Here is a 21644-nt window from a genome sequence, read left to right on the forward strand (position 1 = left end):
CGTCCGGACCGTTGCCCGCCCGCCCGGCAACGGTCGATGATGTGCGGAACTGTTGGAATGTGGGGGGCGCAATGATCGAGACTGGCGGCAAGGGCCGGACCTGGCTTCTCACCGGGGCGGGCAGCTGCTACGCGCTGCGGCTCACGGAGCGGGACGAGCTGGTCCATCTGCACTGGGGTCCGCGGATCTCCCTGGCCGCGGCACAGGCGCTGGCGGCGGCGCCGGAGCAGTCCGTCCGGAGCTTCGAGTCCCCGCTCGACGGCCGTGAGGAGTACCCGGTGGAGGGCGGCCCCCGGTTCGTCCGCCCGGCGCTCTCGGTACGGACCCCGGAGGTCCGTGGTACCGAGTGGGCCTTCGCCGACGCCACGGTGGACGGGGACGAACTCCGGATCGGCTTCACCGACTCCCTGCACCGGCTCGCCCTGACCCTGCACTACCGGATGCGGGACTCTTCCGACGTCATCGAGCGGTGGGCCACCGTCGCCCACGCCGGGCCGGACGGTGCGCCGCTGGAGCTGCTGCGCGCCGACGCGGCCGCCTGGGCGCTGCCCGCCCGCGACGGCTGGCGGCTGAGCCGGCTGCACGGCCGCTGGGCGGCGGAGTCGCAACTCGCCCGGGCGGAGCTGATGTACGGCGAGAGCGTCATCTCCAGCAGGCGTGGTCACACCGGGCACCAGTCCCTGCCGTGGGTCGCACTCGACGCCGACGGCGCGGCGACCGAGGAGAGCGGCGAGGTGTACGGCTGTGCGCTCGGCTGGTCCGGGTCGTGGCGGATCTCCGTGCAGCGGCTGCCCGACGGGCTCGTGCAGATCACCGGCGGTGCCGGGCACGACGACGCGGGGCTGCTGCTGCTCGCACCGGGAGAGTCGTACGTCACACCCGTCTTCGCCGGTCTGTGGAGCGCGGAGGGGTTCGGCGGGGCGAGCCGGGCCTGGCACGCCTGGCAGCTGGCCCAGGTGATTCCGGACGCGGGGAGTCTGCGGCCGGTGCTCTACAACTCCTGGGAGGCGACGGGCTTCGGCATCGCGCAGGAGCAGCAGCGCGCCCTCGCCGAGCGCGCCGCCGCGATGGGCGTCGAGCTGTTCGTCGTGGACGACGCGTGGTTCGGGCAACGCACCAGCGACCGGGCGGGGCTCGGTGACTGGACGCCGAATCCGGACCGATTTCCCGGCGGGCTGGGGCCGCTCGCCGACGAAGTGCACGGTCTCGGCATGCAGTTCGGTATCTGGGTCGAGCCGGAAATGGTCAATGCCGACAGTGATCTCTATCGTGCGCACCCCGATTGGGTGCAGCACTTCCCCGGGCGGACACGGACCGAGTTCCGTAATCAACTGGTGCTCAATCTGGCCCGCGCCGATGTGCGGGAATATCTCTGGGAACAGCTGGACGCACTGCTCTCCAGTGCGCGCATCGACTATGTGAAATGGGACTTCAACCGCTCCTTCACCGACGCGGGCTGGCCGGGCGAGGGGTATCCGCAGAAGCTCTGGACCGAGCATGTCGACGCCCTGTACGCGCTGATCGACCGGCTCCGGGCCGCGCACCCCGCGGTCGCCTTCGAGTCCTGCTCGGGCGGCGGCGGCCGGATCGATCTGGGGATTCTGTCCCGTACGGACCAGGTGTGGACCTCGGACAACACCGACCCGCTCGACCGCCTCGCCATCCAGGAGGGCTTCGGCCAGATCCATCCGGCCCGGGTGATGGCCGCCTGGGTCACCGACAGCCCCAACGTCCAGCTCAACGGCAGGGTCAGCTCACTGCGCTTCCGTTTCGTGAGCGCGATGGCCGGTGTACTCGGGGTCGGTGGTGACCTCACCGAGTGGAGCGAGGAGGAACTGGCCGAGGCGCGGACCTGGGTGAATCTCTACAAGGAGATCCGGCCGGTGGTGCAGCAGGGCTCGCTGTACCGGCTGCGCGCCCCGCGCGGCGGGCTCAGCGCGGTCCAGTACGTCCACGGGGACGAGGCCGTGGTCCTGATGTGGCTGGAGGCGCAGCGGTACGGGGAGCGGCCCCCGGCCCTGCGGCTGCGCGGACTCGACCCCGCGGCGACGTACGCCTGCCTGGATACGGGGGCGGTGCACCACGGTTCGGTACTGCTTCATCAGGGGCTGCACACCGGGCTTCGGGGGGACCTCGACGCAGGGGTGCTGAGGCTCCGCCGCGAACGATGAGCATGACATGTCCGGAATGGCATGATTTGGAATAACTTGCCCCATGTGTACGGCAGATGGTCGTCCGTTCGTGAGCGGGATCATATCCGTGACGGTGCGTACCGGCGGGGCGGTCGGGTATTCCGTGCGCGGCGCGGAAAGCCAAGATCCTTAATCCACGGAGTGTGACGGGAATTCCGCGCCGAATTCCTGGCGGGGATTCCGGTACGGAACCAGTGGCTTGTTCTCGCCGTCCCGACTCGCTTACGGTCGCCGTCAATCCGGACGGACCGCCTAATCCTGCCGCCGCCCGGAATTCGCATCCACTCATCGTGTGGCAGGAGCGGGGGAACCAGGTAGGCCGCCGATCGGAGAAATCTGGCCGGCTCGGGGTGAAGTCGCGCTCAGCGCGTCCGGGCATCTCCAGCCCGAACCCGACAGCTCACCTCGTAGGCGCCGGAGAGGAAGCACTTCATGCCCATATCGGGTAAGCACCGTCGTACGAAGACCCGCACCATCGCCCGTGGCATTGCCGCCGCAGGCGCCGGCGGCGCTGTCATCGCGCTGCCGCTGCTCGGCGCCACCGGTGCCAACGCCGCCCCGGCCGCCGCCCCGCAGTCGGTCTCCGCCGCCACCACGCACGCCGCTCCGGCCAAGCCGGTCGCGCAGAAGCAGGCCGCCACCACGACGTACTCCGTCGTCTCCGGCGACTGGCTGTCGAAGATCGCCGCCGAGCACAAGATCGAGGGCGGCTGGCAGAAGCTGTACCAGGACAACCGCGAGGTCGTCGGCGACGACCCCAGCCTGATCTTCCCGGGCATGAAGCTGACCCTCGGCGGCAAGGCCTCGGGTGACTCCGCGCCCACCGGCGCCGGTGCGGGCGCGGCCCTCCCGTCGAAGGCCCCCGAGGTTCCCTCGACCGCGAAGAAGTCCGCCCCGGCCAAGTCCGCCCCGGCCAAGGTGTCGACCGTCACGGAGTCCAAGACCTCCGCCCCGGCCGCTCAGAGCAATAGCTCCGGCTACGCCCACCCGGTCCCCGGCAACCACACCACCGGCTACCGCGCCTCCGGCTCCAACTGGTCCAGCGGCAGCCACACCGGGATCGACTTCCCCGTCTTCACCGGCACCAGCGTGAAGTCCATCACCTCCGGCACCGTCGTCGCCGCCGGCTGGGGTGGCGCGTACGGCAACCAGGTCGTCATCAAGCACGCCGACGGCCACTACTCGCAGTACGGCCACCTGTCCTCGATCTCCGTCTCAGCGGGTCAGTCCGTGAGCACCGGTCAGCAGATCGGTCTCTCCGGCGCCACTGGCAACGCCACCGGACCGCACCTGCACTTCGAGGTCCGCACGGGCCCGGCGTACGGCTCGGACATCGACCCGATCGCCTTCCTGGCTTCGCACGGCGTCTACGTCTGAGCCGAACGGACAGGCAGTTGAGCAACACGGCATGACCTGAGTCACACAGTAGGGGCGGTGCGCCGGCGGCGCACCGCCCCTACTGCTTATTCCTCCTTTACCAAAACCTGACCGGGTGGTCTATCTCACCACCCGTCAACCCCTTATTACGGTCGCGTAGGTCACATTCGGCGGTGCAGGATAAGCGTTTGTGGCAGACGATTCGAGAAAAAATCAACGTGGCGTCAACAACCGACACGGCGTCATCGGGTCGTACGCAGCGATTGGCGACAGCTTCACCGAGGGAGTGGGCGACCCCGGTCCGGACGGGACCTTCGTCGGCTGGGCGGACCGGTTCGCGGTACTTCTTGCGGACCAGCTCCCGGACCATGATGCGGAATCGAGCACCGACGGCTCCGCGCACGGGAATTTCAGGTATGCCAATCTCGCCGTACGCGGACGCCTCCTCGACCAGATCGTCGAGGAGCAGGTGCCGCGCGCCAAGGAGCTCGCACCCGACCTGGTGAGCTTCTGCGCGGGCGGCAACGACATCATCAGGCCCGGTACCGACCCCGACGACGTGGCCGAGCGCTTCGAGCGCGCGGTCGCCGAGCTGACCGAATCGGTCGGCGCCGTGATGGTCACCACCGGCTTCGACACCCGTGGCGTTCCCGTGTTGCGCCATCTGCGCGGCAAGATCGCCACCTACACCGCCCATGTGCGGTCCATCGCCGACCGCTACGACTGCCCGGTCCTCGACCTGTGGTCGCTGCGGTCCGTCCAGGACAGGCGCGCCTGGGACGACGACCGGCTCCATCTGTCGCCCGAGGGACACACCAGGGTCGCGTTGCGCGCCGCCCAGGTCCTCGGTCTCGATGTGCCGGCCGACCCCGACCAGGAATGGCCCCCGCAGGCACAGCGCGGCACGCTCGAAGTACGGCGCGACGACATCCACTGGGCGCGCGAGTACCTGGTGCCGTGGATCGGCCGACGGCTGCGTGGTGAGTCCTCCGGCGACCATGTCGAGGCCAAGCGGCCCGACCTGCTGCCGCTCTGACCCTGCCGCCCCGCCAGAGCCTGTCCGGTGACCCACGACCGGAGCCGCGACCGTGGCATCCTCGCCCGCCGGACGGGCCCGAGTGTCAGGCCCGTCCGGCGGATCGCGGCCGTTCGGCGGATGCGGCTTGGGCAGCGGATCCGGCTTGTCCGGCGAGCGACGACAGCGGCGGCGCCGGTATCCGCTCCAGCACGCCGCCCGCGAAGACGTCGTACAGCGGCAGCGTCTCCAGATGCACATAGCCGATGTGGCAGTCGCAGACGGCCAGCGGGCAGGCGCGCGGGCCCAGCGAGCGCCGGTAACTGCCGTCGTAGAGGTTGCCGAGTTCCGCCGGGACGAAATGGCAGCGCCGCACCGTGCCGTCACCGTCCACCGAGACGACCGACTCGCCCGTCCGGCACGGCAGTCCGGCCGAGCGGTGCGGATGCCGGCTGTACGGGAAGAGCGGGTCCAGGGCCGTCCAGCGGTCCGCCTCCTCGTCCGTGTAGGTGTGCCCCTCCGCGGCGTTCACCCAGAGATAGACCTTGTCGGACAGTGCTGCCCGCAGCCGCCGGGCCTCTTCGAGATGGTCGTCGAGCCCGACGACACCGACGCTGTGGCGAATGCCGAGCGCGGTGAGCTCTCCGCACTTGCCGAGGAACCGCTCGTACGGCGTCTGCCCCGGGTGGTACGTGCACCACAGGGCGATCTTCTCGCGGCCGGCCTCACCCGCCTCCGCCAGCCAGCCCGTTCGGCCGCTGAGGTTGGTCTGGATCGCGACCCGGCCGATGTGCGGCAGTCGCGCCAGCTCGACCAGCGCGCGCCGGTACCAGGAGCGGACCAGACCCTCGCCCCAGGGCGTGAACAGGACCGAGATCCGGTCACCGGTCTGCGCCGCGGCCCACGCGGTGAACCGCTCCAGCGCGGCACGGTCGGCACGCAACTGCTCCCGGCTGTCGCGCCGCTTCGCGAACGGGCAGTACGGGCAGTCGTAGTCGCAGGACGCGAGCGGGCCGCGGTAGAGGATGGTCAGGTCCATGGGCGCGCTCACTTCAGTTCGTACGCGGCCATTGCGGCTCGCACACCGGGGGAGAAGAGTTCCGGGCCGAGCGCGTCGGAGTGGGCCAGGCCCTCGGGGGAGAGCCGCAGCAGTCCGGACGCCCCGGCCGTCGCGTCGAGCCAGCCGCGCGCCTCGAACCGGGCCAGTTCGACGGGGAAGTCATCGGCCGGGGAGGTACCGAAGCGCTCCCGGTAGTCGGCCTGCCGCAGCCCCTCGGCCTGGAGGACGGACTGCAGGAGGTGGCGTCGGCGCGCCTCGTCGCCGTCCACGTACCGCCCGACCTCGGCGCGCGAGAAGTCCTCGGTGGCGGTGTAGCCGTCGATGATGGCCCGAACCTCCCGCATCTCCACCGCGTAGTCGAAGGAGTAGTGCAGCTTCGTCGTGTACGAGCGGGCGCCGCAGCCCAGGCCGATCATGCCGTCGGTCTGGCAGGCGTAGTCGTCGGGGCCGTCCGTCCGCGGGGCGTCAGCGCGGCGGAACATCCGCATGGACACCTGCTCGTAGCCGTGGGCGAGGAGATGGTCGCGGCCCGCGCGGTACAGCCGCAGCCGCTGCTCGTCCCAGGCGGCGTCCGCCGCGGTCTCGCCGTCGGCGCCGAGCCGGCCGAGACCGGTCAACGGGCGGACGTACAGCGGGTAGAGGTACAGCTCCTCCGGCCGCCAGCCGAGCGCCGCGTCCAGCGAGGTGCGCCAGCTCTCCTCGGTCTGCCCGTCGATGCCGTAGATCAGGTCGATGTTGAGGACCGGGATGCGGGCATCGCGTATCCGGTCCAGGGCCGCCTCCACGTCGGCGCGCCGCTGCGGTCGCACCGCCGCACGCGCCTCGGCCTCGACGAAGCTCTGCACCCCGATGCTGATCCTGGTCGTACCGCGGTCGGCGAGGACGGCCAGCCGGTCGGCCGTCGCGGTCGACGGCGACGTCTCGACCGACAGTGCAACGGCCCGCAGATCGGCGCCCATCCGCTTCTCCGCGATGTCGCAGAGCCGTTCCAGCTCCGCCGCGGTCAGGAACGTGGGAGTGCCCCCGCCGAACGCCGCCGCGGCGAACCGCACCGGCTCCGCGTCGCCCAGCGCGTCGCGGACGGCGGTGGCCTGCCGGTCCAGCGCGTCGAGATAGCGGGTCGTCAGCTCGTCGGGAGCGCCGATCCGGGTGAAGAGATTGCAGAAGCCGCAGCGGACCTCGCAGAACGGTATGTGGAGATAGAGGGAGAGCGCGTCCTTGCGCTCGGCCGCCCACAACTCGCGCAGCACCGGCCGCTCGGCGAGCGGCCGGTAGGCCGTCTTGTGCGGATAGGCGTACACATAGCTCTGGTACGGGCGGGTGGACCGCGCGACGGTCGTGGTGCGGCTCATGATGCGGTGGCCCCCGGTTCCAGGAAGAAGTGCGCGTACGGAACGGTCCAGACGGACTCGTGGCCGAGCCGGTGACCGGTGTAGCCGTCGTCCCCGTACGCCGTTCCGTGGTCGGAGCAGACGATGGCGAAGCAACGGCGACGGCTGCTCGCGGCGGCGAAGAGCCGGCCGATGTGCGCGTCGACGTACTCCAGGGCGGCGGCATGGGTGGCGCGGGAATCGCCCGCCTCGCGGGTGGCACCCGGCTGGTGGAACCAGTTCGGCTGGTGCAGGGCGGACACATTGACGAAGAGGAACAGCCGCTGCTCGGCGGAGAGGTCGGCGACGACCTGCTCGGCGCGGGCCACCTGCGCCTCGAACGAGGTGGGCGACGCGACACCGAACTCCGGTTCCCAGTGGCTCTCCTGGAACAAGCCGGGCAGTACCGAGCCCAGCGGGCCCTGCCGGTTGAAGAAGCCGACACCGCCGACGCACACCGTGCGGTACCCCGCACCGGCCAGTGCGGACAGCAGATCGGGGGTGTCGAAGACGAAGGTCCCCGAAGCGGTGGACTCGCTGCCCGCGAAACGTGCCGCGAACAGCCGGGGGTGCGGCCCCGGGCCGGCCGGGGTGGGCAGGAACCCCGCGAAGATCGCCTGGTGCGAGGCGTACGTGAAGCTGCCGGGCGCATGCCGCTTCTCCCAGACACCACCCGGCAGATGGCGTGCCAGATGCGGGATGCGACCGGCTGCGGCGAGCTCCGCCGCCACGTCGTAGCGCAGCGTGTCGAGGGTGACGAGCAGCAGGTCGTGGGTGCCCACGATCTCGCTCATGTCCGGGTTCCGGGCCCCCACGAGGGCGGGCGCGGTGTCAGGGAGTGGCGGTTGCACGGTGGTTCCTTGCTCTGTTCAGTACGGCGGCGACCTGCGCCGCGTAGGTGTCCTGGCCCTCGGCGCCGCTGCCGGGGAGTCCGGTCAGTCGCGGAAGCAGATCGCCGAAGGCGTTGACCTCGCCGACGGCGAAGCGCCGCCAGCCGGTCGAGGGCAGCAGATCGACGCCCACGCACAGCGTGTCCGGGAAGCACGCCGCGGCCCGTTCGCACAGGGCCAGGGCCTCGGTCCAGCTGCTGCCCGCGGCCTCGACGGCCGCACGGACGTCGTCGAGGTCTCCGCGCGTGCCGCCGAGGTGAAGATTGGTCATGGGGGAGTCGCTGGTGCGCACGACGGCATGGGTGGCCCGGCCCGCCACCACCACGACCCGCAGATCCGCCGCCCGGCCGCACTGGGTGGCCTTGGGCAGCCAGCGCTCGATGTGCAGCCCGTCCGGCGCGAGGGCGTCGACGATCGCCGCGACCTCCCGCTCCGTCGTGCAGCGACGCACCCGCAATGAGTTGAAGAGCCGGCCGGCCGTGTCCCGCTCCACCGATGTGGTGGCCCTGACCCGGCCGGGCCCGGCCGTCTCGACGGCCAGGACCCCCGAGGCGGACGATCCGTGCGCGAGCTTCACGAAGGCCCTGGGCATGTTGTGGGCCGTCATCCGCTCGCGTACGTCCGCCCAGTCGCGCACCTCGGGCGCCGCGGCGCCCGAGGTCGGCGAGGCAGGTACACGCACTCCGGCGTCGTCCAGCACGGCATGGCAGAGCCGTTTGTCGAAGAGCACCGCGACATCGCCCGGGTCGTCCAGCAACGCGGCACCGGAAGCGGCGGCCGCCTGAGCCACCGCCCGTACGGCATCGGTGAACCGGGCGTACCACAGGGCGGTCCCCTCGACCCTGGTCGGATCGCCGACCGCCCTCAGTAGCCGCTCCACCTCGGCGTCCTCACCGGGCGAGTCCATCCGTACGGTCTCGCCCGGCCGGAAGGCGGCCTCGCCGCGCAGGACGTCCAGCCAGGACACCACACGCGCCGCGGGCAGCCCGGCGGCGCGCACGGCGTCCTGGAAGAGCGCGACCCGGCGGTTCCCGGGCACCCCCACGACGGCGAAGCGCGGCGCCGGGCCGGCCGTATTACTCGCTGACGGCGACATAGCGCTCGTCGTCCTCTTCCGGATCCCAGTACTCGACCTCGTCGATCTCACTGTTCACCCGGTCGGAACCGAGCAGGTTCCCAAGACGCTCCACCAGCGCGTCGCTGATGTAGTGGTGGTGCAGATCCAGCGAGGTGAGATGGGTGAGCGGCTGGCCCGAGAGCAGCGCTTCGGCGCCCGCGTCGCTCAGGGTCCCCATCGCGAGGGAGAGCGACTCCAACTGGGCGACGACCGGTGCGGAGGCCACGGCGGCCGCGATCTCGTCCTGGATCTCGCTGTTCTGCAGCCCCAGATGGCGCAGCGCGGGGAACGCCGCACCGGACAGCAGCGGAGCGAGGTCGTCGACCGTCGCTTCCCCGCCGTACTCGGTGACGCCGAGCCAGAGTTCCAGGTGTTCCAGCGCGGGCAGCTCCGAAGCCCCGACCGCCCGTACGACGCTGGACGGCAGACCGCCGGACTCGAACCGCAGCTTCTTCAACGACGTGTGCCGAACCGGCCGCAGATCGAGTGTCGTCCGGCCCTCGATCCGCTCGCCGCCCCCGCGTACCGTCAGCTCCTCCAGCTGACCGAACGCCTCGATCAGCGGGGTGATATCGGACATGATCAGCCACGACACCTCGCACTCCTCGCTGACCACATCGGCGAGGAAGAGTGCCCGCAAGGCCGGGAAGCGGTCCGCATGACCGGTCAGCAGATCAATGACGGGAGCGACGGACTCGTAGTCCCCCTGCCACCAGGGACCGATCAGCAGGGCCCGGACACGTGAAGTGTCGACCGTGTCCAGGAAGTGCTGCCAGAGCGTGGCGAACGTCGGATCGCCCTCCCAGTCGCTCTCCAGCCGCCACGCGACCGCGTCGGTGGCCGGGAGGGGCTCGGCGCGGGCACCGTCAGGTCCCGGCAGGGTCAGGACCGGAAGACCATGAAACGTCTCGGGGTGTTCGATGTCGGTCATCGCCCATCACTCCGAAACCGCGGGGTAGCGGCCTTCGACGCCGCGGTTGCCCCAGGGCTCCTCGCGTTCCGACAGATCGACGCGCACGCCATGCGGCTCCAGCGCCTGAGCGATCCGGCGCTCCATCTGCTCGGTCATGAAGTGGTGGTGCAGATCGAGCCGTTCGAGATGGGTGAGCGGCTGGCCGTCCAGCAACGCCGCCCCGCCCTCGTCGCCCAGCGTGCCGTTCGACAGGTCGAGGACGCGCAGCTGGGCCACGACCGGGGCGCCCGCGACGGCCGTCGCGATCTCGTTCTGCAGCTCGCTGTTGCGCAGACCGAGGTGGGTGAGCCTGGGGAAACGGGAGCCGGAGAGGAGCGGCGCCAGGTCCGCCACATCGGCGTCGCCCCCGTACGCGGAGACGCCGAGCCAGAGATCGAGCCGCTCCAGCGCGGGCAGCTCGCTGTCCAGAATGCCGCGGATCACACCGACCGGCAGACCACCGGTCTCGATGGTCAGCGAACGCAGCCTCTCGTGCTTCGAGGGTGGGAAGACCAGCTCCGAGCCGCCGCGCACACCCAGTTCCAGCAGTCCTGGGAAGGCCGTCAACAGCGCCGTGACGTCCGACTGCTCGATCCAGGAGATCTCGTTCTGCTCCAGGACCATGTCGCCGACGAACACGGCTTCCAGCGACGTGAACCGGTCGGCCGCGCCGATGACCAGATCGATCGGGTAGGACGAGGTCTCCTCGTACGCCTCGCCCCACTGACCGATGATCAGCGCACGGACTCCGGCCGGGTCGACCGCCGCGAGGAACGCCTGGAACGCCTCTTCCCAGGTCATCTCGGACTCGTCGTCGTACGGATCGACCGAGATGCGCCAGGCCGCCGCATCGGCGGCCTGGGTGGGCACTTCACCCGTCGCGTGCTGGAAGTCGACCACGGGAAGGCCGAGCAACTCGTGCAGATGGTCCACACCGGACATGACCCTGAGCTCCTGGTACTGGGGGACGGCTGATGTCTGCAAGGTGTATCAAGCCGCACTGACAACGGCGCCACCGGGACGGGTCGCACGTGCCCGCCGACTTCAGCGGGAGCCGGTCGCCGGGAACCCGCTACGAGTATCAATGTCAGACCCTTCCCTTAGCGTTTTTCTCGTGGCCGGCACAACGGGTGCGGTCATCGAGGGGAGACGTCTGTGTACCGGCAGGGCGATGTACTGATCGTGTCGTTGGAGGAGTCGGCGGTGCCCGCGCATCTTGTGGACGCGCCGGGCGAACCGAGGGACGGCCGGGGGCGCATGATCCTCGCGCTGGGCGAGGTCACCGGACATGCGCACGCGGTTCAGGGACCTGGCCGGCTGATGCGCGAGGCGGGAGCCTTCGGGCCGATGCTGCTTCACCTTCCCGACGGCGGGCGGGTGGTGCACGAGGAGCACGCGGCGATACCCCTGTCGAAGGGCTGGTACCGCGTGGTGCGCCAGCGGGAGTACGCGCCGGGAGCGGTCCGCATCGTGGCGGACTGAGGCGGGCCGAGGCGAACTGAGTGGGCCTCGGTGAGCCGGAGGGCGCCGGATCGGCGACGCACGCGAACGCTCCGGATCGCTGAAGGGCACAACGCGCAACGCGCAACGCACAACGCGCGAACGCAAGACGCGCGAGCGCACCACACCGAAACGCAGAACGCGCGAGCGCAGACCACCGAACACCGAACACCGAACACCGAATTCAGGGACGGGGAAGACCGATGCAGTACGTGGACTCATGGCGGGGCGTGGCAGCGGCGACCGGCGCGGCGGACCGGGCCGCGGCCGAGGACGGGCTCCGGCTCGCCTACCGCAGCGCAGGACTTGCCGAGCCGGAGCGAATCCTCTGGGTCGACTCACCCAGGGCCGCCGTGGAGGCCGTGGAGAAACTCGTCGACGCCGGACGCTCGGTGCGTGACGAGGTACGGACCCGGCCCTGGGCGGAGGAGCGGCGCAGGATGTACGACGAGCTGGGCCCGGCGGGCTGGTCCGCCCTGTGGTCCGCCACGGGGGCGCAGCTCTGGGAGACCACGGCGGCGCTCGCCGAGCGGATCAGGGCCGGTGTCGTCGCGGAACTCGCGGAGCGCCCCGAGGACGAGTCAGATGTCCGGCTGGTGCTGCTCGACGCGGTCCTCGGCCAGCACGACGCGGCCTGGCTCGCCGCGTTCGACGGCCGGGGTGACCGGCTGGACGGCCTGGCCGAGGTGGCCAGGCACGCGGGCTGGTGGTGGCCCTACGAGCGCGTCGTGGTGATCAGCGAGCGACCGGAAGCGCTGCACCGGGACGAGGCGGGCCGGCTGGACCGCGGGGACGGCCCGGCGCTCGCCTACCGCGACGGCTTCGCGCTCCACGCCTGGCGTGGCATGCCCGTGCCCGCCGAATTCCTCGCGGAACTGAACTCCCTGACTCCCGAACGGATACGTGAGGAGGAGAACGCGGAACTGCGCCGCGTCATGCTGGAGTTCTACGGCTACGACCGATACCTCACCGAGGCGGGCGCCGAGCCGGTCCACCGGGACGAGACGGGAGTCCTGTGGCGGATCGCGCTGGACGGCGACGAGGACGTGGTCATGGTCGAGGTGGTCAACTCCACCCCGGAGCCGGACGGAACCCACCGCACCTACTGGCTGCGGGTCCCGCCGGCCACGAGGACCGCGAAGGAGGGTGTGGCCTGGACGTTCGGACTCCAGGAAGAGGTGTACGCGCCCCTGCGCCAGACCTGACCGTCGTCGGCCGGCCGGGTGGAGCGGCCCTTCGGCCGCCACCTCCCGGCCGGTACCCGAAGAGGAGGCGTTTCAGGCCGTCAGCGTCGCGTGATCGATGCCGAGTTCGCGGGCGAGGGCCTCATCGGTCCAGGTCAGCATCGTGGCCCGGGAGAGCGGGCCCGCGTACGACGTCATCTGCACGGCCAGGCCGTCCAGCAGGGCAGTCAGCCGCCAGGCCACGGACATCGGGTCGTCGCAGTGGAATTCACCGGCGGCCGCGCCCTCCTCGATGACCTCGGCCAGTTCGGCCTTCCACTGCTGGTCGAGATCGCCGGCCACGTTGCGCAGCGCCGGGTCGCGCAGCGAGGCCGCCCAGCCCTCGATCCAGAGCCGCCAGCCCTTGGCCTGGCCCGTCGGCGCGTACCAGCGGACGGCGGTGCGCAGCCGCCGTACCGCACTCGTGCGGCGGCTCAGCAGCTTGCGCAGGTGGGCGAGGTCGGCTTCGGCGGCATGCGCGAAGGCGGCCGCGACCAGCTTCTCCTTGGTCGAGAAGTGGTAGAGGACAAGCGCGTTGCTCACGCCGAGCACGGAGGCCACGTCCGCGATCCGTACCGCCGCGACCCCGCGCACCTCGATCTGCTCGACGGCAGCCCGCAGAAGTTCCTCGCGTCGTTCCGCCACGCTCAGCCGTACTCTCGCCACGGCGTCACCCTAACGAATGCGCGGGGTCCGGACAGGCTCGGGGCGGAGGTTCCTGGGGCCCCTGGCCGCCGCCGTCCCCGGCGAAGACCTGCGCGGCGACCGCGGCACTCTTCGGGGCGGGGGCCCGGTGGTGACCGGTGTGGGGAGCGACGGCGGTGCGGAAGCGGGTGAAGCCGCACGCAGCAGAGGCGAGTGTCGGTTGTCGGCCGTCGGCCGGAACTGCCGTGATCCGGTACGCAGTCGGGATCAGCGGTACCAGCCAAAGCGTTCCGCCATCACCGGCAGCCGGTCCGCGACGATGGCATGTGCGGCGGCCCGCGGCGTGCAGTCGTCGGCCTCGGCGCGGGCCAGCATCAGATCGATCAGGGACCGCATCGAGCGGCGGGTGCGGCCGAACGCCTCGTCGGCGTCCGCGCCGATGTCACCGAACAGGGTCCACCACCACCAGGCGTTCGTACCGGAGTTGACCACCACATCCGGCAACACCGTGATCCCGCGCGCCGCGAGCAGCGCCTCCGCCTCGGGGAGCACCGGCATGTTGGCCGCCTCCACGATCCAACGAGACCGTATCCGGGTCTGGTTGGTGGCATCGATCGTGTACGAGACGGCCGCCGGTACCAGTATCTCGGCGTCCTGCGCCAGCCAGGCTTCGGCGGGCAGCTCCCGGTCCGCGTCCCGGAGCGCGCGGCGGTCCACCGTTCCGTACCCGTCCCTGGCGGCCAGCAGCGCCTCGACGTCCAGGCCGGCCGGATTGGCGATCGTGCCCTTGATGTCGGCCACGGCCACCACCTTCAGCCCGGCCCGTGCCAGGAAGCGCGCCGTCGCCCCGCCCATGGTGCCGAGCCCCTGTACGGAGGCCGTCGCCTCCCGGTACGGAACGCCCGCCCGGTCCAGTGCCGCGAGCGCCGACTCGGCGACCCCGCAGCCGCCGACCAGTTCGTCGAGCCCGATGCCGTCCACCTCGACGGCGAACGCGTCGGCGAGCCGCCGCCGGGCCGCCGTCTCGTCGTCGAGCAGCGGATAGACGGCTTGGACCGTGGAGATCAACCCGGCCTCGGCCGCCGCCCGGTCCACGAGGTCCTGGGTGAGCCCCAGGTCCTCGCCCATCGTCCACACGTTCTCGATGTACGGGCGCACGGCCCGCAGATAGCGCACGAGAATGCCGTACGCCTCCGGGTCGCGCGGGTCGCAGTCGATGCCGCCCTTGGCGCCGCCCAGCGGTATACAGCGGGCGTCCGTGTCATCGGCGTCGAAGTGGAGGGCCTCCTTCATCGTCATGACACGGGCCAGTCCCGTCACCTCGTCCAGCGTGCAGCCCGCCCGCATCCGCAGCCCACCGCTGGCCACCCCCCGCACCAGCCGGTCCACGACCAGATGCCCCTGACGGCCGGTGACGTGATCGGTCCAGGTAAGCGATATCAGCGGCGCCGTGGGTGCGGCGGAGGGGGACACCGGAGGTGTCGTCATGGGGGGCTCTCCTCGGTCACGGTGATCATGGTGGGCCCGGGGTGGGGGCGGGGCATTGCCTCCCGCTTCGGACGGGTCGACACCAACGGGTCGGTCTACTGAATCGCCGGTCAGTATCGGGAGGCGGAGCCACTCATGTCAATGCGGCCACTGCTGAATCGTCGTTCAGTGGCTGGACCGCATCGGTCAGGGGCTCGCGGGGCGCTCCACCTCGCACCGGTCCTTGAAGCCCTGGCTGGTCAGACCAAGGGCGGAATTGGTGCGGGAACGCATGTTCTCCACCGCGACCATGGTCGTCAGCTCGACGAGCGCCGCCTCGCCGAGTGTGGTGCGCAGCCGCTCCACCAGCTCGTCCCCGACTTCGGGCGGGGTGAGGCTCATCGCCTCCGCGTACGCCATGACGTCACGCTCCAGCGGGCTGTACGCCTCGCTCTCGCGCCACACCGGTACGTCACGCAGCTTGCGCGGGTCCATGCCGTGCCGGTGGTTCTCCCAGTAGCCGAAGTCCATGCACCAGCTGCAGCCGATGGTGGTCGCGGACGCCATGACGGCCAGGGCCTTGAGCTGCGGGTCCAGCTTCTTCCAGCGTCCCACCGCCAGTTCGAAGCGGCTCCCGGCCCACAGCACTCCGGTGTGGTGGGCGGTGGCCCGCAGGGGATCGATGACCTTGCCGTATGTACGGTTCGAGTACCACGAAGCGGCGCGGAAGAGGAGGCTGCGGGGCGGGTCGAGCGAGATGCGGGCGGTCATGGCCGGTCTCCTTCGTTACGGCTCGGATGCCGTCCGGCGGTGTCGTGGGACGCCGTCGGCGGGCTGTGTTCACGGGTGTGACGGACGGGGATCTCTCGGATGTGACACGGGAGTACGGCGGATCCGGAATCCTGCGGCGGGTACGGACGTTGGATCCGGCATGACGGGAATCGACGCACAGCAGGAAGCGCTGCTCGGGCTGCTCGGCGAGGAGAGCGGTGGCGTGCTCGTGACGCTCAAGCGCGACGGCAGGCCCCAGCTGTCCAATGTCAACCACTCCTACTATCCCGGGGAGCGCGTCGTCCGCGTCTCGATCACCGAGGACCGCGCGAAGACGAAGAACCTCCGCCGCGACCCACGGGCGAGCTACCACGTCACCAGCGCGGACCGCTGGGCGTGGACGGTGGTGGACGGCACGGCCGAGCTGTCCCCGGTCGCCGCCGATCCGCACGACGCGACGGTGGAGGAGCTGATCACGCTCTACCGCGACGTCCAGGGCGAACACCCCGACTGGGACGACTACCGCAGAGCCATGGTCCGTGACCGCCGGGTCGTGCTGCGACTGCGCATCGAGCACGCGTACGGGCAGCCGCGTGGCTGACGGAGAGCGGTCCGGCGGCCGGTCCGGCGGCCGCTCCGCTCGCACTGTCGTACCCCCCACCCATAATGAGACGACATCGACTCCCTCTGGAGATGCTGTGAACGGCGCTGACTCCTTGCCTCCGCTCCGCACCCGGCTGCGTTCGCTGCGCCCCGCCGCATTCGGCGCCGATCCGGGCGGTGCCCGCATGGAGCGCATCCGCCGCTCACCCAACTTCGCCGACGGCGTCTTTCAGAACCCCGTGGGGGCACGGACCAGACCGTCCGGATCCACCCTGGAGTTCGCGAAGGTCTACTTCCGCAAGGACGAGCGGGCGCGCCGGGCCCCGGCCGGCACCGTGCCGGTGCACGCCACCACCTACGCCGACCTCGCCGAGCCGCCCGCCACCGGGCTGCGGCTCACCTGGATGGGTCATTCCAGCGTGCTCGCCGAGATCGACGGCCGGCGGGTGCTTTTCGACCCGGTGTGGGGCGAGCGTTGTTCGCCCTTCGCCTTCGCCGGTCCCAAGCGGTTGCACCCCGTGCCGCTGCCGCTGGCCGCGCTCGGCCCCGTCGACGCGGTGGTGATCTCTCACGATCATTACGACCACCTCGATCTGCCGACGATCAAGGCCCTCGCGGGCACGGACACGGTGTTCGCCGTCCCGCTCGGCGTCGGCGCCCACCTGGAGCGGTGGGGCGTGCCCACCGACCGGATGCGCGAACTGGACTGGAACGAGACGGCGAAGATCGCCGGGATCAGTCTCACCGCCACCCCGGCCCGGCACTTCTGCGGCCGCGGCCTGCGCAACCAGCAGCACACGCTCTGGGCGTCCTGGGCCGTCGCGGGACCCGAACACCGGATCTACCACAGCGGCGACACCGGCTATTTCCCCGGCTTCAAGGACATCGGCGCCGAACACGGCCCGTTCGACGCGACGATGATCCAGATCGGGGCTTATTCCGAGTACTGGCCCAAGAACCACACGGACTGTACCCCACTCCCCGGTGGGTGGCCCGACATACATATGACGCCCGCTCAGGGGATCCAGGCACACCTTGACCTGCAAGGTGGCAAGCCGCACGGGGTCATGATGCCCATCCACTGGGGCACCTTCACCCTCTCCATGCACCCGTGGGCAGAGCCCGGCGAGTGGACCAAGGATGCCGCCGAGGAGGCCGAGCAGCCGGCCGCATTTCCCCGGCCGGGCGAGCCCTTCGAACCCGCGGGAACGCTTCCTCTCGATCCCTGGTGGCGGTCCGTGGCTGCCCCGATTGCACACCCCTGGCGCCGCAGCGAGGCAACGGACGTTGCTCAGGGTCAGGACAATCGCGATCTTGATCTTGCGGGTGAGCGGTGACTCGGGGAAGGGATGAAAGCCTGAACGCAATGACGCATTCGTTCGCCAAGGTGACGGAGGCCGAACAGAAGCAGGCGATCCAGGCGCTCGACGGTCCCCCTCGACGGGGGGAGGGCTACTGAGGCACGGCGGTCCATCCGTGATCCAGCAAGGGGACGCCCCGCTTTAGCGACCTCCAGGCTGCCCCGGCCGCAGCACCGGGCCGCCCCGTCCCGGGCGTTGCGGAGGTTGCGATCGGACAGATCCGCCCCAGCGCCGGCCGGGCAGCGCAGCGCGGCACGCTCTCCGGCTTGGTGCGGCAGACGCCTATAGCCGCCACACCGGAATGTCTCGACTGCGATCGCGTCCCGTACTTCTTCACCGACCAGTACGACCTGGGCATGGAGTACGCGGGCTACGCCGAGCAAGGTAGTTACGGGGACGTGGTGGTGCGCGGCGATCTCGCAAGCCGGGAGTTTATCGCCTTCTGGCTGGCCGGCGGTCGCGTCCTGGCCGGCATGAACGTCAACATCTGGCACGTCAACGGCGCGATCCAGCACCTGGTCCGCTCCGGCGAGGAGATCAACCGGGACAGGCTAGCCGACCCGGATTTGCCGCTGGAACAGCACGTACAGCCGTGGGCCGGCTCACGGGCTCGTCGGGCGCCCGCCCGCAGGGATGGGCGAGCCGGCGATGCCCCAGCGAGGCTGAGTCCCCTGTTTCATGCCCTCTCGCTCCGGCAGGTCGCAGTGCCTCAGCCAGGTCCGCATCGGTCAGGCCCGACGGATACCGGCGTGCCGATACGGACGGTTGCCCGCGTTCCCCTACACATGCGCGAGGCAATCACGCGATCGGGCAACCGAGTTGGCCCCCACCCGCAGCGGCACGGAGGGCTTCGACACCAGGGTCTCCTGGAACCTCGAACGGCTTCAACAACCTTGAGCTACCAAGACGCCCTTCCTCTATGCGCCGGTCGTCCCACGACCACCCGATCAGAACCGCCTTTCGATCCGCAGCCTCCTCGATCGACACAAAACGGCTTCTTACCGGATCCATTCCCCAACCGATCAAAAGGCGTGAGCGTGCCGAACCGCGTGGCACCTTCCACCCGTGAAAGTAAACAAGCGCTGGTATTCACGAGATCTCCTCCCCCCTCCCCTCCCCACCCGCAAGGAGTGAGCTGACATGACACAGCTACTCCCGACAGACGGCCGCGGCGTCCGCGACGCTCGTCTCCACGCCACATGCCGAAGCGCCCGGCGGACCACGGCCATCAGACTCCGGCGACAACGTCGCAGCCGCGACCCGCACTTTTCGCCGCTCCCCTCGCCCTGCGTTCCGCCGCCAGGTTCACCCTGCCGCCTCCGCGCCTCCGAAGAAGAGCAGAAGCCCATGTTTGCGACCAACTCAACCATCACGAGTCCGCTGCCCCCGCGAGGCTGCCCCCGCGAGGCTGCCGCCGCGAGGCGCTGCTCACCCTGCCGGCGCAGGAAGCACATGTCTCCGCCGCCCGTCACTTCACGGCGGACCTGTTGGAGAACTGGAGCATCCCCCAAAACGAGCGGGACTCCGCCGTCCTCATCGTCGACGAACTCGCCGCCAATGCCGCCCGGTACGGCCACGAGTACATGACGGTGCAGCTGGCCGTCGACCACCACACGCTGCACATCGTGGTCGTCGACTCCGGAACTGCCACAGAACGCCCCCACCATGACGTCGCCCCGGACGAGCACGGCCGCGGCAACGGCATCGTCGAGTGCCTCGCACAATCGACCGAGGTTCATCAAGCTCTGGACGGCCGCGAAGTCCACGCCTGCCTTCAGTGCTCGGCATGACCGAACCCAGTGAGGCTTCGGCTACTACGTCAGCGCGTCGCTCACCTGCCGACCGCGACGATCCGCAGGTCACGACCGTGATCCAGCGGATGCTTCCCACGGACCCCTGGTCATGCGGCCCAGGCGTTTCTGCCAGCGAGAACTCGAAGGTGAAATGCGATCCGTGTGTGTCGAGCAGTGGCCGGGCGACCGCCGGTCCGAGCGTGCACAGCCGCCGTGACCTGCGCATCGTCGTGGAACGTCGTCAGGGTGATCACGCGCGGCGGGGGAGTGTCAGCGCCCCGGTGGCGGCCAGACCGTCCATGCCGGGCGTCCGGATGTCGACCTGGGCGACGTCGGGTGCGGTCTCAGCGGCCCGCCCGTCCGCTACCTGGGTGCATACCGTGATGTCCGGGGTGGAGTAGATGCTCCACGCCAGTCCCCGCCGCGTGATCTCGTTGCCAAGGACGCGGCCCCGGAGCAGCCTTCACGGCCCTGCACGCCTCGACCGAAGGCCAGTCCCTCTTCGCCCGCGCCCTCACGAGCCACGTCATCGACGTCGTCACCCGCGCGCCCGCCTCCCTGACGAACCCGCCTGCCAGGGCACGGGTCGCATCGTTGGACACATACCAGTCCGATGTACTGCGGCTTCTCACCCAGGGGCTCTCCGACACCGACGTCGCCGCCGCGTCCCACGTGACCGAGGGCACCGTCAAAGGCCATCCAATCCAGGTAGTCGTCAGGCTCGGAGCGGAGCGCTGAACGCGCCGAAGCCGTACACATCGCCTTCCGCTCGGGGCTCGGTGGCGACGAGCGCTGACGCGGGCCATCAACGCCGGCCACGTGGGGCCGGCCGGTCGAGGCCTCACGCCGGGATGGTGAGGAGCTTCTGGCCGTTGCCGGCGTAGATGTCGAAGTGACTGATCGTTCCTGGGGACATGGGTACCGTCCCGGAAATCATGGCACCACTCGGGTACCTGCCCGCCTGCCAGGTGGCGGCGGTCGCCGTGGCGCCCGTGACCCCGACCGCTTGCAGCCTGCACGTGATTCCGGGGGGCGCTCCCTTGGCCGAGACCTGCAGGGCGCTGCCCCAGGCAGCGGGCGAGACCTTCACCGAGGCGGAAACGCCGGTGGCGGGGTCGCTTGCGGACAAGGTGCGGGACGGGGCCGGTGACGTCGCTGCGGGCTGTGCCACCTGGCTGCTCGTGGACGCGATGGTAGCCAGCCACGTGCCGCCCGACGCCGCCGCCGCGATGAGCGTCGTGGCCGCGGCGACCGCAGCCAGTTGCCTCCGCCAGACGGTACGACGCCGGGACGCGGCCTGCTGGAGCAACCGGTCGAGCCGGCTTCGCTGCGGTACGGCAGCGGCTGCAGGCTGCGGCTGCGCGGTCGCGGCGGCCCGCCGTACGAGCCGGTCGGCCAGTTCCTCGCTCGCTGCGGGCGCAGCCTCGCCCGCCGCCTCGACCTCGGCCTCGCTGACCTTGGCGAGCAGTGCGGGCAACCCCGCCAGTTCGGCATGCTCGGCCCGGCACTCGTCGCATTCCGCAAGGTGGGCGCGTACCTGCTCCGTCTCCGCCGGGGACAGCGTGCCCAGCACGTACCCGCCCAGGGAGAACCGGATGGCGTCACAGTCGGCATTCATGTTCCGCACCTCCTCCACGCCGCTGTCACGGCTCGATGCCCCGTTCCTGCAGCGCCAGCCGCAGCGCCTTCAAGGCGTAGTACGTCCGCGACTTCGCGGTGCCTACCGGAATGTCGAGCACCTTCGCGGCCTCGACCATCGTCCGGCCCCTGTAGTACGTCTCCAGCAGCACGGCCCGGTGTTCCGGGGACAGGGTCCGGATGGCGTCGGCCACCGCCCAGCTCTGCAGCGCCTGCTCGATCTCGTCTTCCCCGGGCGTCCGCTCCGCGACCCGTTCCAGCGCCTCGCCACCGACCTCGGTCGGCCTGGCCCGGCGGGCCCGGTGGGCGTCGACGACCAGATGCCGGGCAACCGTACACAGCCATGCCCGGGCGGGACCGCGTTCGGGATCGAACGCCGCAGGGTGCTGCCAGGCCCGCAGCAGTGTCTCCTGCACGACATCCTCGGCCCATTGCCAGTCCCCTGAGGTCAATCGCAGGACGAAATGGAACAGCGGCCCGGCATGCTCGGCGTACAGCGTGCGGAGCAGTTCCTCGTCCGCGCGGGAAAGGGTCCCCGTATCAGAGACACGATTCCCGGAGCGGTCCGGTTCACTCGTTGGACCGCGCTTCGGAAGACTCCACGGCATAGCGCGATCATCGCATAGTCCGCAAATCTTGCAAATCTCACAAAAGGTGCTTACGCACCGAA

20 protein-coding genes, 1 pseudogene and 1 riboswitch are annotated in these 21644 nt (G+C 70.4%); of the genes and pseudogenes, 10 read left to right on the forward strand and 11 right to left on the reverse strand.

Annotated elements, in window-relative coordinates; genetic code table 11:
- Positions 1 to 71 precede the first annotated feature (71 nt).
- The 3 genes from OG306_RS35175 to OG306_RS35185 all read left to right on the forward strand — a co-directional run bounded on the left by OG306_RS35175 (position 72) and on the right by OG306_RS35185 (position 4605).
- Positions 72 to 2171, forward strand: a complete 2100-nt coding sequence (locus OG306_RS35175) for an alpha-galactosidase (RefSeq protein ID WP_371666065.1) — start codon at positions 72 to 74, stop codon at positions 2169 to 2171.
- A gap of 293 nt (positions 2172 to 2464) precedes the next feature.
- Positions 2465 to 2621, forward strand: a riboswitch (cyclic di-AMP (ydaO/yuaA leader).
- A gap of 3 nt (positions 2622 to 2624) precedes the next feature.
- Positions 2625 to 3569, forward strand: coding sequence for a M23 family metallopeptidase (locus OG306_RS35180; protein ID WP_327258496.1), 945 nt, complete (start codon positions 2625 to 2627; stop codon positions 3567 to 3569).
- Positions 3570 to 3759: 190 nt separating this feature from the next.
- Positions 3760 to 4605, forward strand: a complete 846-nt coding sequence (locus OG306_RS35185; protein ID WP_327258495.1) for an SGNH/GDSL hydrolase family protein — start codon at positions 3760 to 3762, stop codon at positions 4603 to 4605.
- Between the two features lie 85 nt (positions 4606 to 4690).
- Here the strand turns inward: OG306_RS35185 and OG306_RS35190 are convergent, their stop codons facing one another.
- The 6 genes from OG306_RS35190 to OG306_RS35215 are packed head-to-tail and all read right to left on the reverse strand — an operon-like array spanning position 4691 to position 10915.
- Positions 4691 to 5623, reverse strand: coding sequence for an STM4011 family radical SAM protein (locus OG306_RS35190; RefSeq protein ID WP_266750374.1), 933 nt, complete (start codon positions 5621 to 5623; stop codon positions 4691 to 4693).
- Positions 5624 to 5631: 8 nt separating this feature from the next.
- On the reverse strand, positions 5632 to 6996 hold the full coding sequence (locus OG306_RS35195) for an STM4012 family radical SAM protein (RefSeq protein ID WP_266750375.1): 1365 nt from the start codon (positions 6994 to 6996) through the stop codon (positions 5632 to 5634).
- Complete coding sequence (locus tag OG306_RS35200) at positions 6993 to 7808, reverse strand: STM4013/SEN3800 family hydrolase (protein ID WP_371666293.1); 816 nt, start codon at positions 7806 to 7808, stop codon at positions 6993 to 6995. The genes OG306_RS35195 and OG306_RS35200 overlap by 4 nt, the downstream gene beginning before the upstream one ends.
- A gap of 37 nt (positions 7809 to 7845) precedes the next feature.
- Positions 7846 to 9000: an STM4014 family protein gene (locus tag OG306_RS35205; RefSeq protein WP_266750379.1), complete on the reverse strand. Its 1155-nt coding sequence runs from the start codon at positions 8998 to 9000 to the stop codon at positions 7846 to 7848.
- Positions 8981 to 9952, reverse strand: coding sequence for an STM4015 family protein (locus OG306_RS35210; protein WP_266750380.1), 972 nt, complete (start codon positions 9950 to 9952; stop codon positions 8981 to 8983). Before OG306_RS35210 ends, OG306_RS35205 begins: the two co-directional genes overlap by 20 nt.
- A gap of 6 nt (positions 9953 to 9958) precedes the next feature.
- Positions 9959 to 10915, reverse strand: coding sequence for an STM4015 family protein (locus tag OG306_RS35215; RefSeq protein ID WP_371666066.1), 957 nt, complete (start codon positions 10913 to 10915; stop codon positions 9959 to 9961).
- 213 nt (positions 10916 to 11128) lie between these two features.
- Here OG306_RS35215 and OG306_RS35220 point away from each other — a divergent pair, with 213 nt between their 5' ends.
- Both OG306_RS35220 and OG306_RS35225 read left to right on the forward strand, forming a co-directional pair.
- On the forward strand, positions 11129 to 11455 hold the full coding sequence (locus OG306_RS35220; protein ID WP_266904720.1) for a hypothetical protein: 327 nt from the start codon (positions 11129 to 11131) through the stop codon (positions 11453 to 11455).
- 221 nt (positions 11456 to 11676) lie between these two features.
- On the forward strand, positions 11677 to 12678 hold the full coding sequence (locus tag OG306_RS35225; RefSeq protein WP_266750387.1) for a DUF6745 domain-containing protein: 1002 nt from the start codon (positions 11677 to 11679) through the stop codon (positions 12676 to 12678).
- A 72-nt stretch (positions 12679 to 12750) separates the two neighbouring features.
- Here OG306_RS35225 and OG306_RS35230 read toward each other — a convergent pair whose 3' ends face one another.
- The 3 genes from OG306_RS35230 to OG306_RS35240 all read right to left on the reverse strand — a co-directional run bounded on the left by OG306_RS35230 (position 12751) and on the right by OG306_RS35240 (position 15579).
- Positions 12751 to 13362, reverse strand: a complete 612-nt coding sequence (locus OG306_RS35230; RefSeq protein WP_266750389.1) for a TetR/AcrR family transcriptional regulator — start codon at positions 13360 to 13362, stop codon at positions 12751 to 12753.
- Positions 13363 to 13608: 246 nt separating this feature from the next.
- Positions 13609 to 14829, reverse strand: coding sequence for a glutamate dehydrogenase (locus OG306_RS35235; RefSeq protein ID WP_266750390.1), 1221 nt, complete (start codon positions 14827 to 14829; stop codon positions 13609 to 13611).
- A 186-nt stretch (positions 14830 to 15015) separates the two neighbouring features.
- Complete coding sequence (locus OG306_RS35240; protein ID WP_266750392.1) at positions 15016 to 15579, reverse strand: carboxymuconolactone decarboxylase family protein; 564 nt, start codon at positions 15577 to 15579, stop codon at positions 15016 to 15018.
- Positions 15580 to 15739: 160 nt separating this feature from the next.
- Between OG306_RS35240 and OG306_RS35245 the strand changes: the two genes are divergently transcribed.
- The 5 genes and pseudogenes from OG306_RS35245 to OG306_RS35265 all read left to right on the forward strand — a co-directional run bounded on the left by OG306_RS35245 (position 15740) and on the right by OG306_RS35265 (position 20074).
- The gene (locus OG306_RS35245) at positions 15740 to 16180 is read left to right on the forward strand and encodes a PPOX class F420-dependent oxidoreductase (RefSeq protein WP_266750394.1); all 441 of its coding nucleotides are present in this window, start codon (positions 15740 to 15742) and stop codon (positions 16178 to 16180) included.
- Positions 16181 to 16277: 97 nt separating this feature from the next.
- The gene (locus OG306_RS35250) at positions 16278 to 17519 is read left to right on the forward strand and encodes an MBL fold metallo-hydrolase (RefSeq protein ID WP_266750395.1); all 1242 of its coding nucleotides are present in this window, start codon (positions 16278 to 16280) and stop codon (positions 17517 to 17519) included.
- 338 nt (positions 17520 to 17857) lie between these two features.
- Positions 17858 to 18121: pseudogene (locus OG306_RS35255) on the forward strand (oxidoreductase C-terminal domain-containing protein); the annotation flags it as partial.
- Positions 18122 to 18742: 621 nt separating this feature from the next.
- Positions 18743 to 19333 (forward strand): ATP-binding protein, encoded by a 591-nt coding sequence (locus OG306_RS35260; protein WP_371666067.1) that lies wholly within the window; start codon positions 18743 to 18745, stop codon positions 19331 to 19333.
- A 597-nt stretch (positions 19334 to 19930) separates the two neighbouring features.
- On the forward strand, positions 19931 to 20074 hold the full coding sequence (locus tag OG306_RS35265) for a LuxR C-terminal-related transcriptional regulator (protein ID WP_327258491.1): 144 nt from the start codon (positions 19931 to 19933) through the stop codon (positions 20072 to 20074).
- A 103-nt stretch (positions 20075 to 20177) separates the two neighbouring features.
- On the opposite strand, the gene OG306_RS35270 is transcribed toward OG306_RS35265, so the two are convergent.
- Both OG306_RS35270 and OG306_RS35275 read right to left on the reverse strand, forming a co-directional pair.
- Positions 20178 to 20954: a zf-HC2 domain-containing protein gene (locus OG306_RS35270; RefSeq protein ID WP_266750400.1), complete on the reverse strand. Its 777-nt coding sequence runs from the start codon at positions 20952 to 20954 to the stop codon at positions 20178 to 20180.
- Between the two features lie 25 nt (positions 20955 to 20979).
- Positions 20980 to 21582: a sigma-70 family RNA polymerase sigma factor gene (locus tag OG306_RS35275; protein ID WP_266750401.1), complete on the reverse strand. Its 603-nt coding sequence runs from the start codon at positions 21580 to 21582 to the stop codon at positions 20980 to 20982.
- Between the last annotated feature and the right edge of the window lie 62 nt (positions 21583 to 21644).

It is taken from the genome of Streptomyces sp. NBC_01241 (genome assembly GCF_041435435.1).
Classification (GTDB): domain Bacteria; phylum Actinomycetota; class Actinomycetes; order Streptomycetales; family Streptomycetaceae; genus Streptomyces.

Bases quoted from the DNA above. Each gene is read 5' to 3' on its own strand.
- OG306_RS35175 (WP_371666065.1), top strand. From the start codon at position 72: ATGATCGAGACTGGCGGCAAGGGCCGGACCTGGCTTCTCACCGGGGCG.
- OG306_RS35180 (WP_327258496.1), top strand. From the start codon at position 2,625: ATGCCCATATCGGGTAAGCACCGTCGTACGAAGACCCGCACCATCGCC.
- OG306_RS35190 (WP_266750374.1), bottom strand. From the start codon at position 5,623: ATGGACCTGACCATCCTCTACCGCGGCCCGCTCGCGTCCTGCGACTAC.
- OG306_RS35195 (WP_266750375.1), bottom strand. From the start codon at position 6,996: ATGAGCCGCACCACGACCGTCGCGCGGTCCACCCGCCCGTACCAGAGC.
- OG306_RS35200 (WP_371666293.1), bottom strand. From the start codon at position 7,808: ATGAGCGAGATCGTGGGCACCCACGACCTGCTGCTCGTCACCCTCGAC.
- OG306_RS35205 (WP_266750379.1), bottom strand. From the start codon at position 9,000: ATGTCGCCGTCAGCGAGTAATACGGCCGGCCCGGCGCCGCGCTTCGCC.
- OG306_RS35210 (WP_266750380.1), bottom strand. From the start codon at position 9,952: ATGACCGACATCGAACACCCCGAGACGTTTCATGGTCTTCCGGTCCTG.
- OG306_RS35215 (WP_371666066.1), bottom strand. From the start codon at position 10,915: ATGTCCGGTGTGGACCATCTGCACGAGTTGCTCGGCCTTCCCGTGGTC.
- OG306_RS35225 (WP_266750387.1), top strand. From the start codon at position 11,677: ATGCAGTACGTGGACTCATGGCGGGGCGTGGCAGCGGCGACCGGCGCG.
- OG306_RS35235 (WP_266750390.1), bottom strand. From the start codon at position 14,829: ATGACGACACCTCCGGTGTCCCCCTCCGCCGCACCCACGGCGCCGCTG.
- OG306_RS35240 (WP_266750392.1), bottom strand. From the start codon at position 15,579: ATGACCGCCCGCATCTCGCTCGACCCGCCCCGCAGCCTCCTCTTCCGC.
- OG306_RS35245 (WP_266750394.1), top strand. From the start codon at position 15,740: ATGACGGGAATCGACGCACAGCAGGAAGCGCTGCTCGGGCTGCTCGGC.
- OG306_RS35260 (WP_371666067.1), top strand. From the start codon at position 18,743: ATGCCGAAGCGCCCGGCGGACCACGGCCATCAGACTCCGGCGACAACG.
- OG306_RS35270 (WP_266750400.1), bottom strand. From the start codon at position 20,954: ATGAATGCCGACTGTGACGCCATCCGGTTCTCCCTGGGCGGGTACGTG.
- OG306_RS35275 (WP_266750401.1), bottom strand. From the start codon at position 21,582: ATGCCGTGGAGTCTTCCGAAGCGCGGTCCAACGAGTGAACCGGACCGC.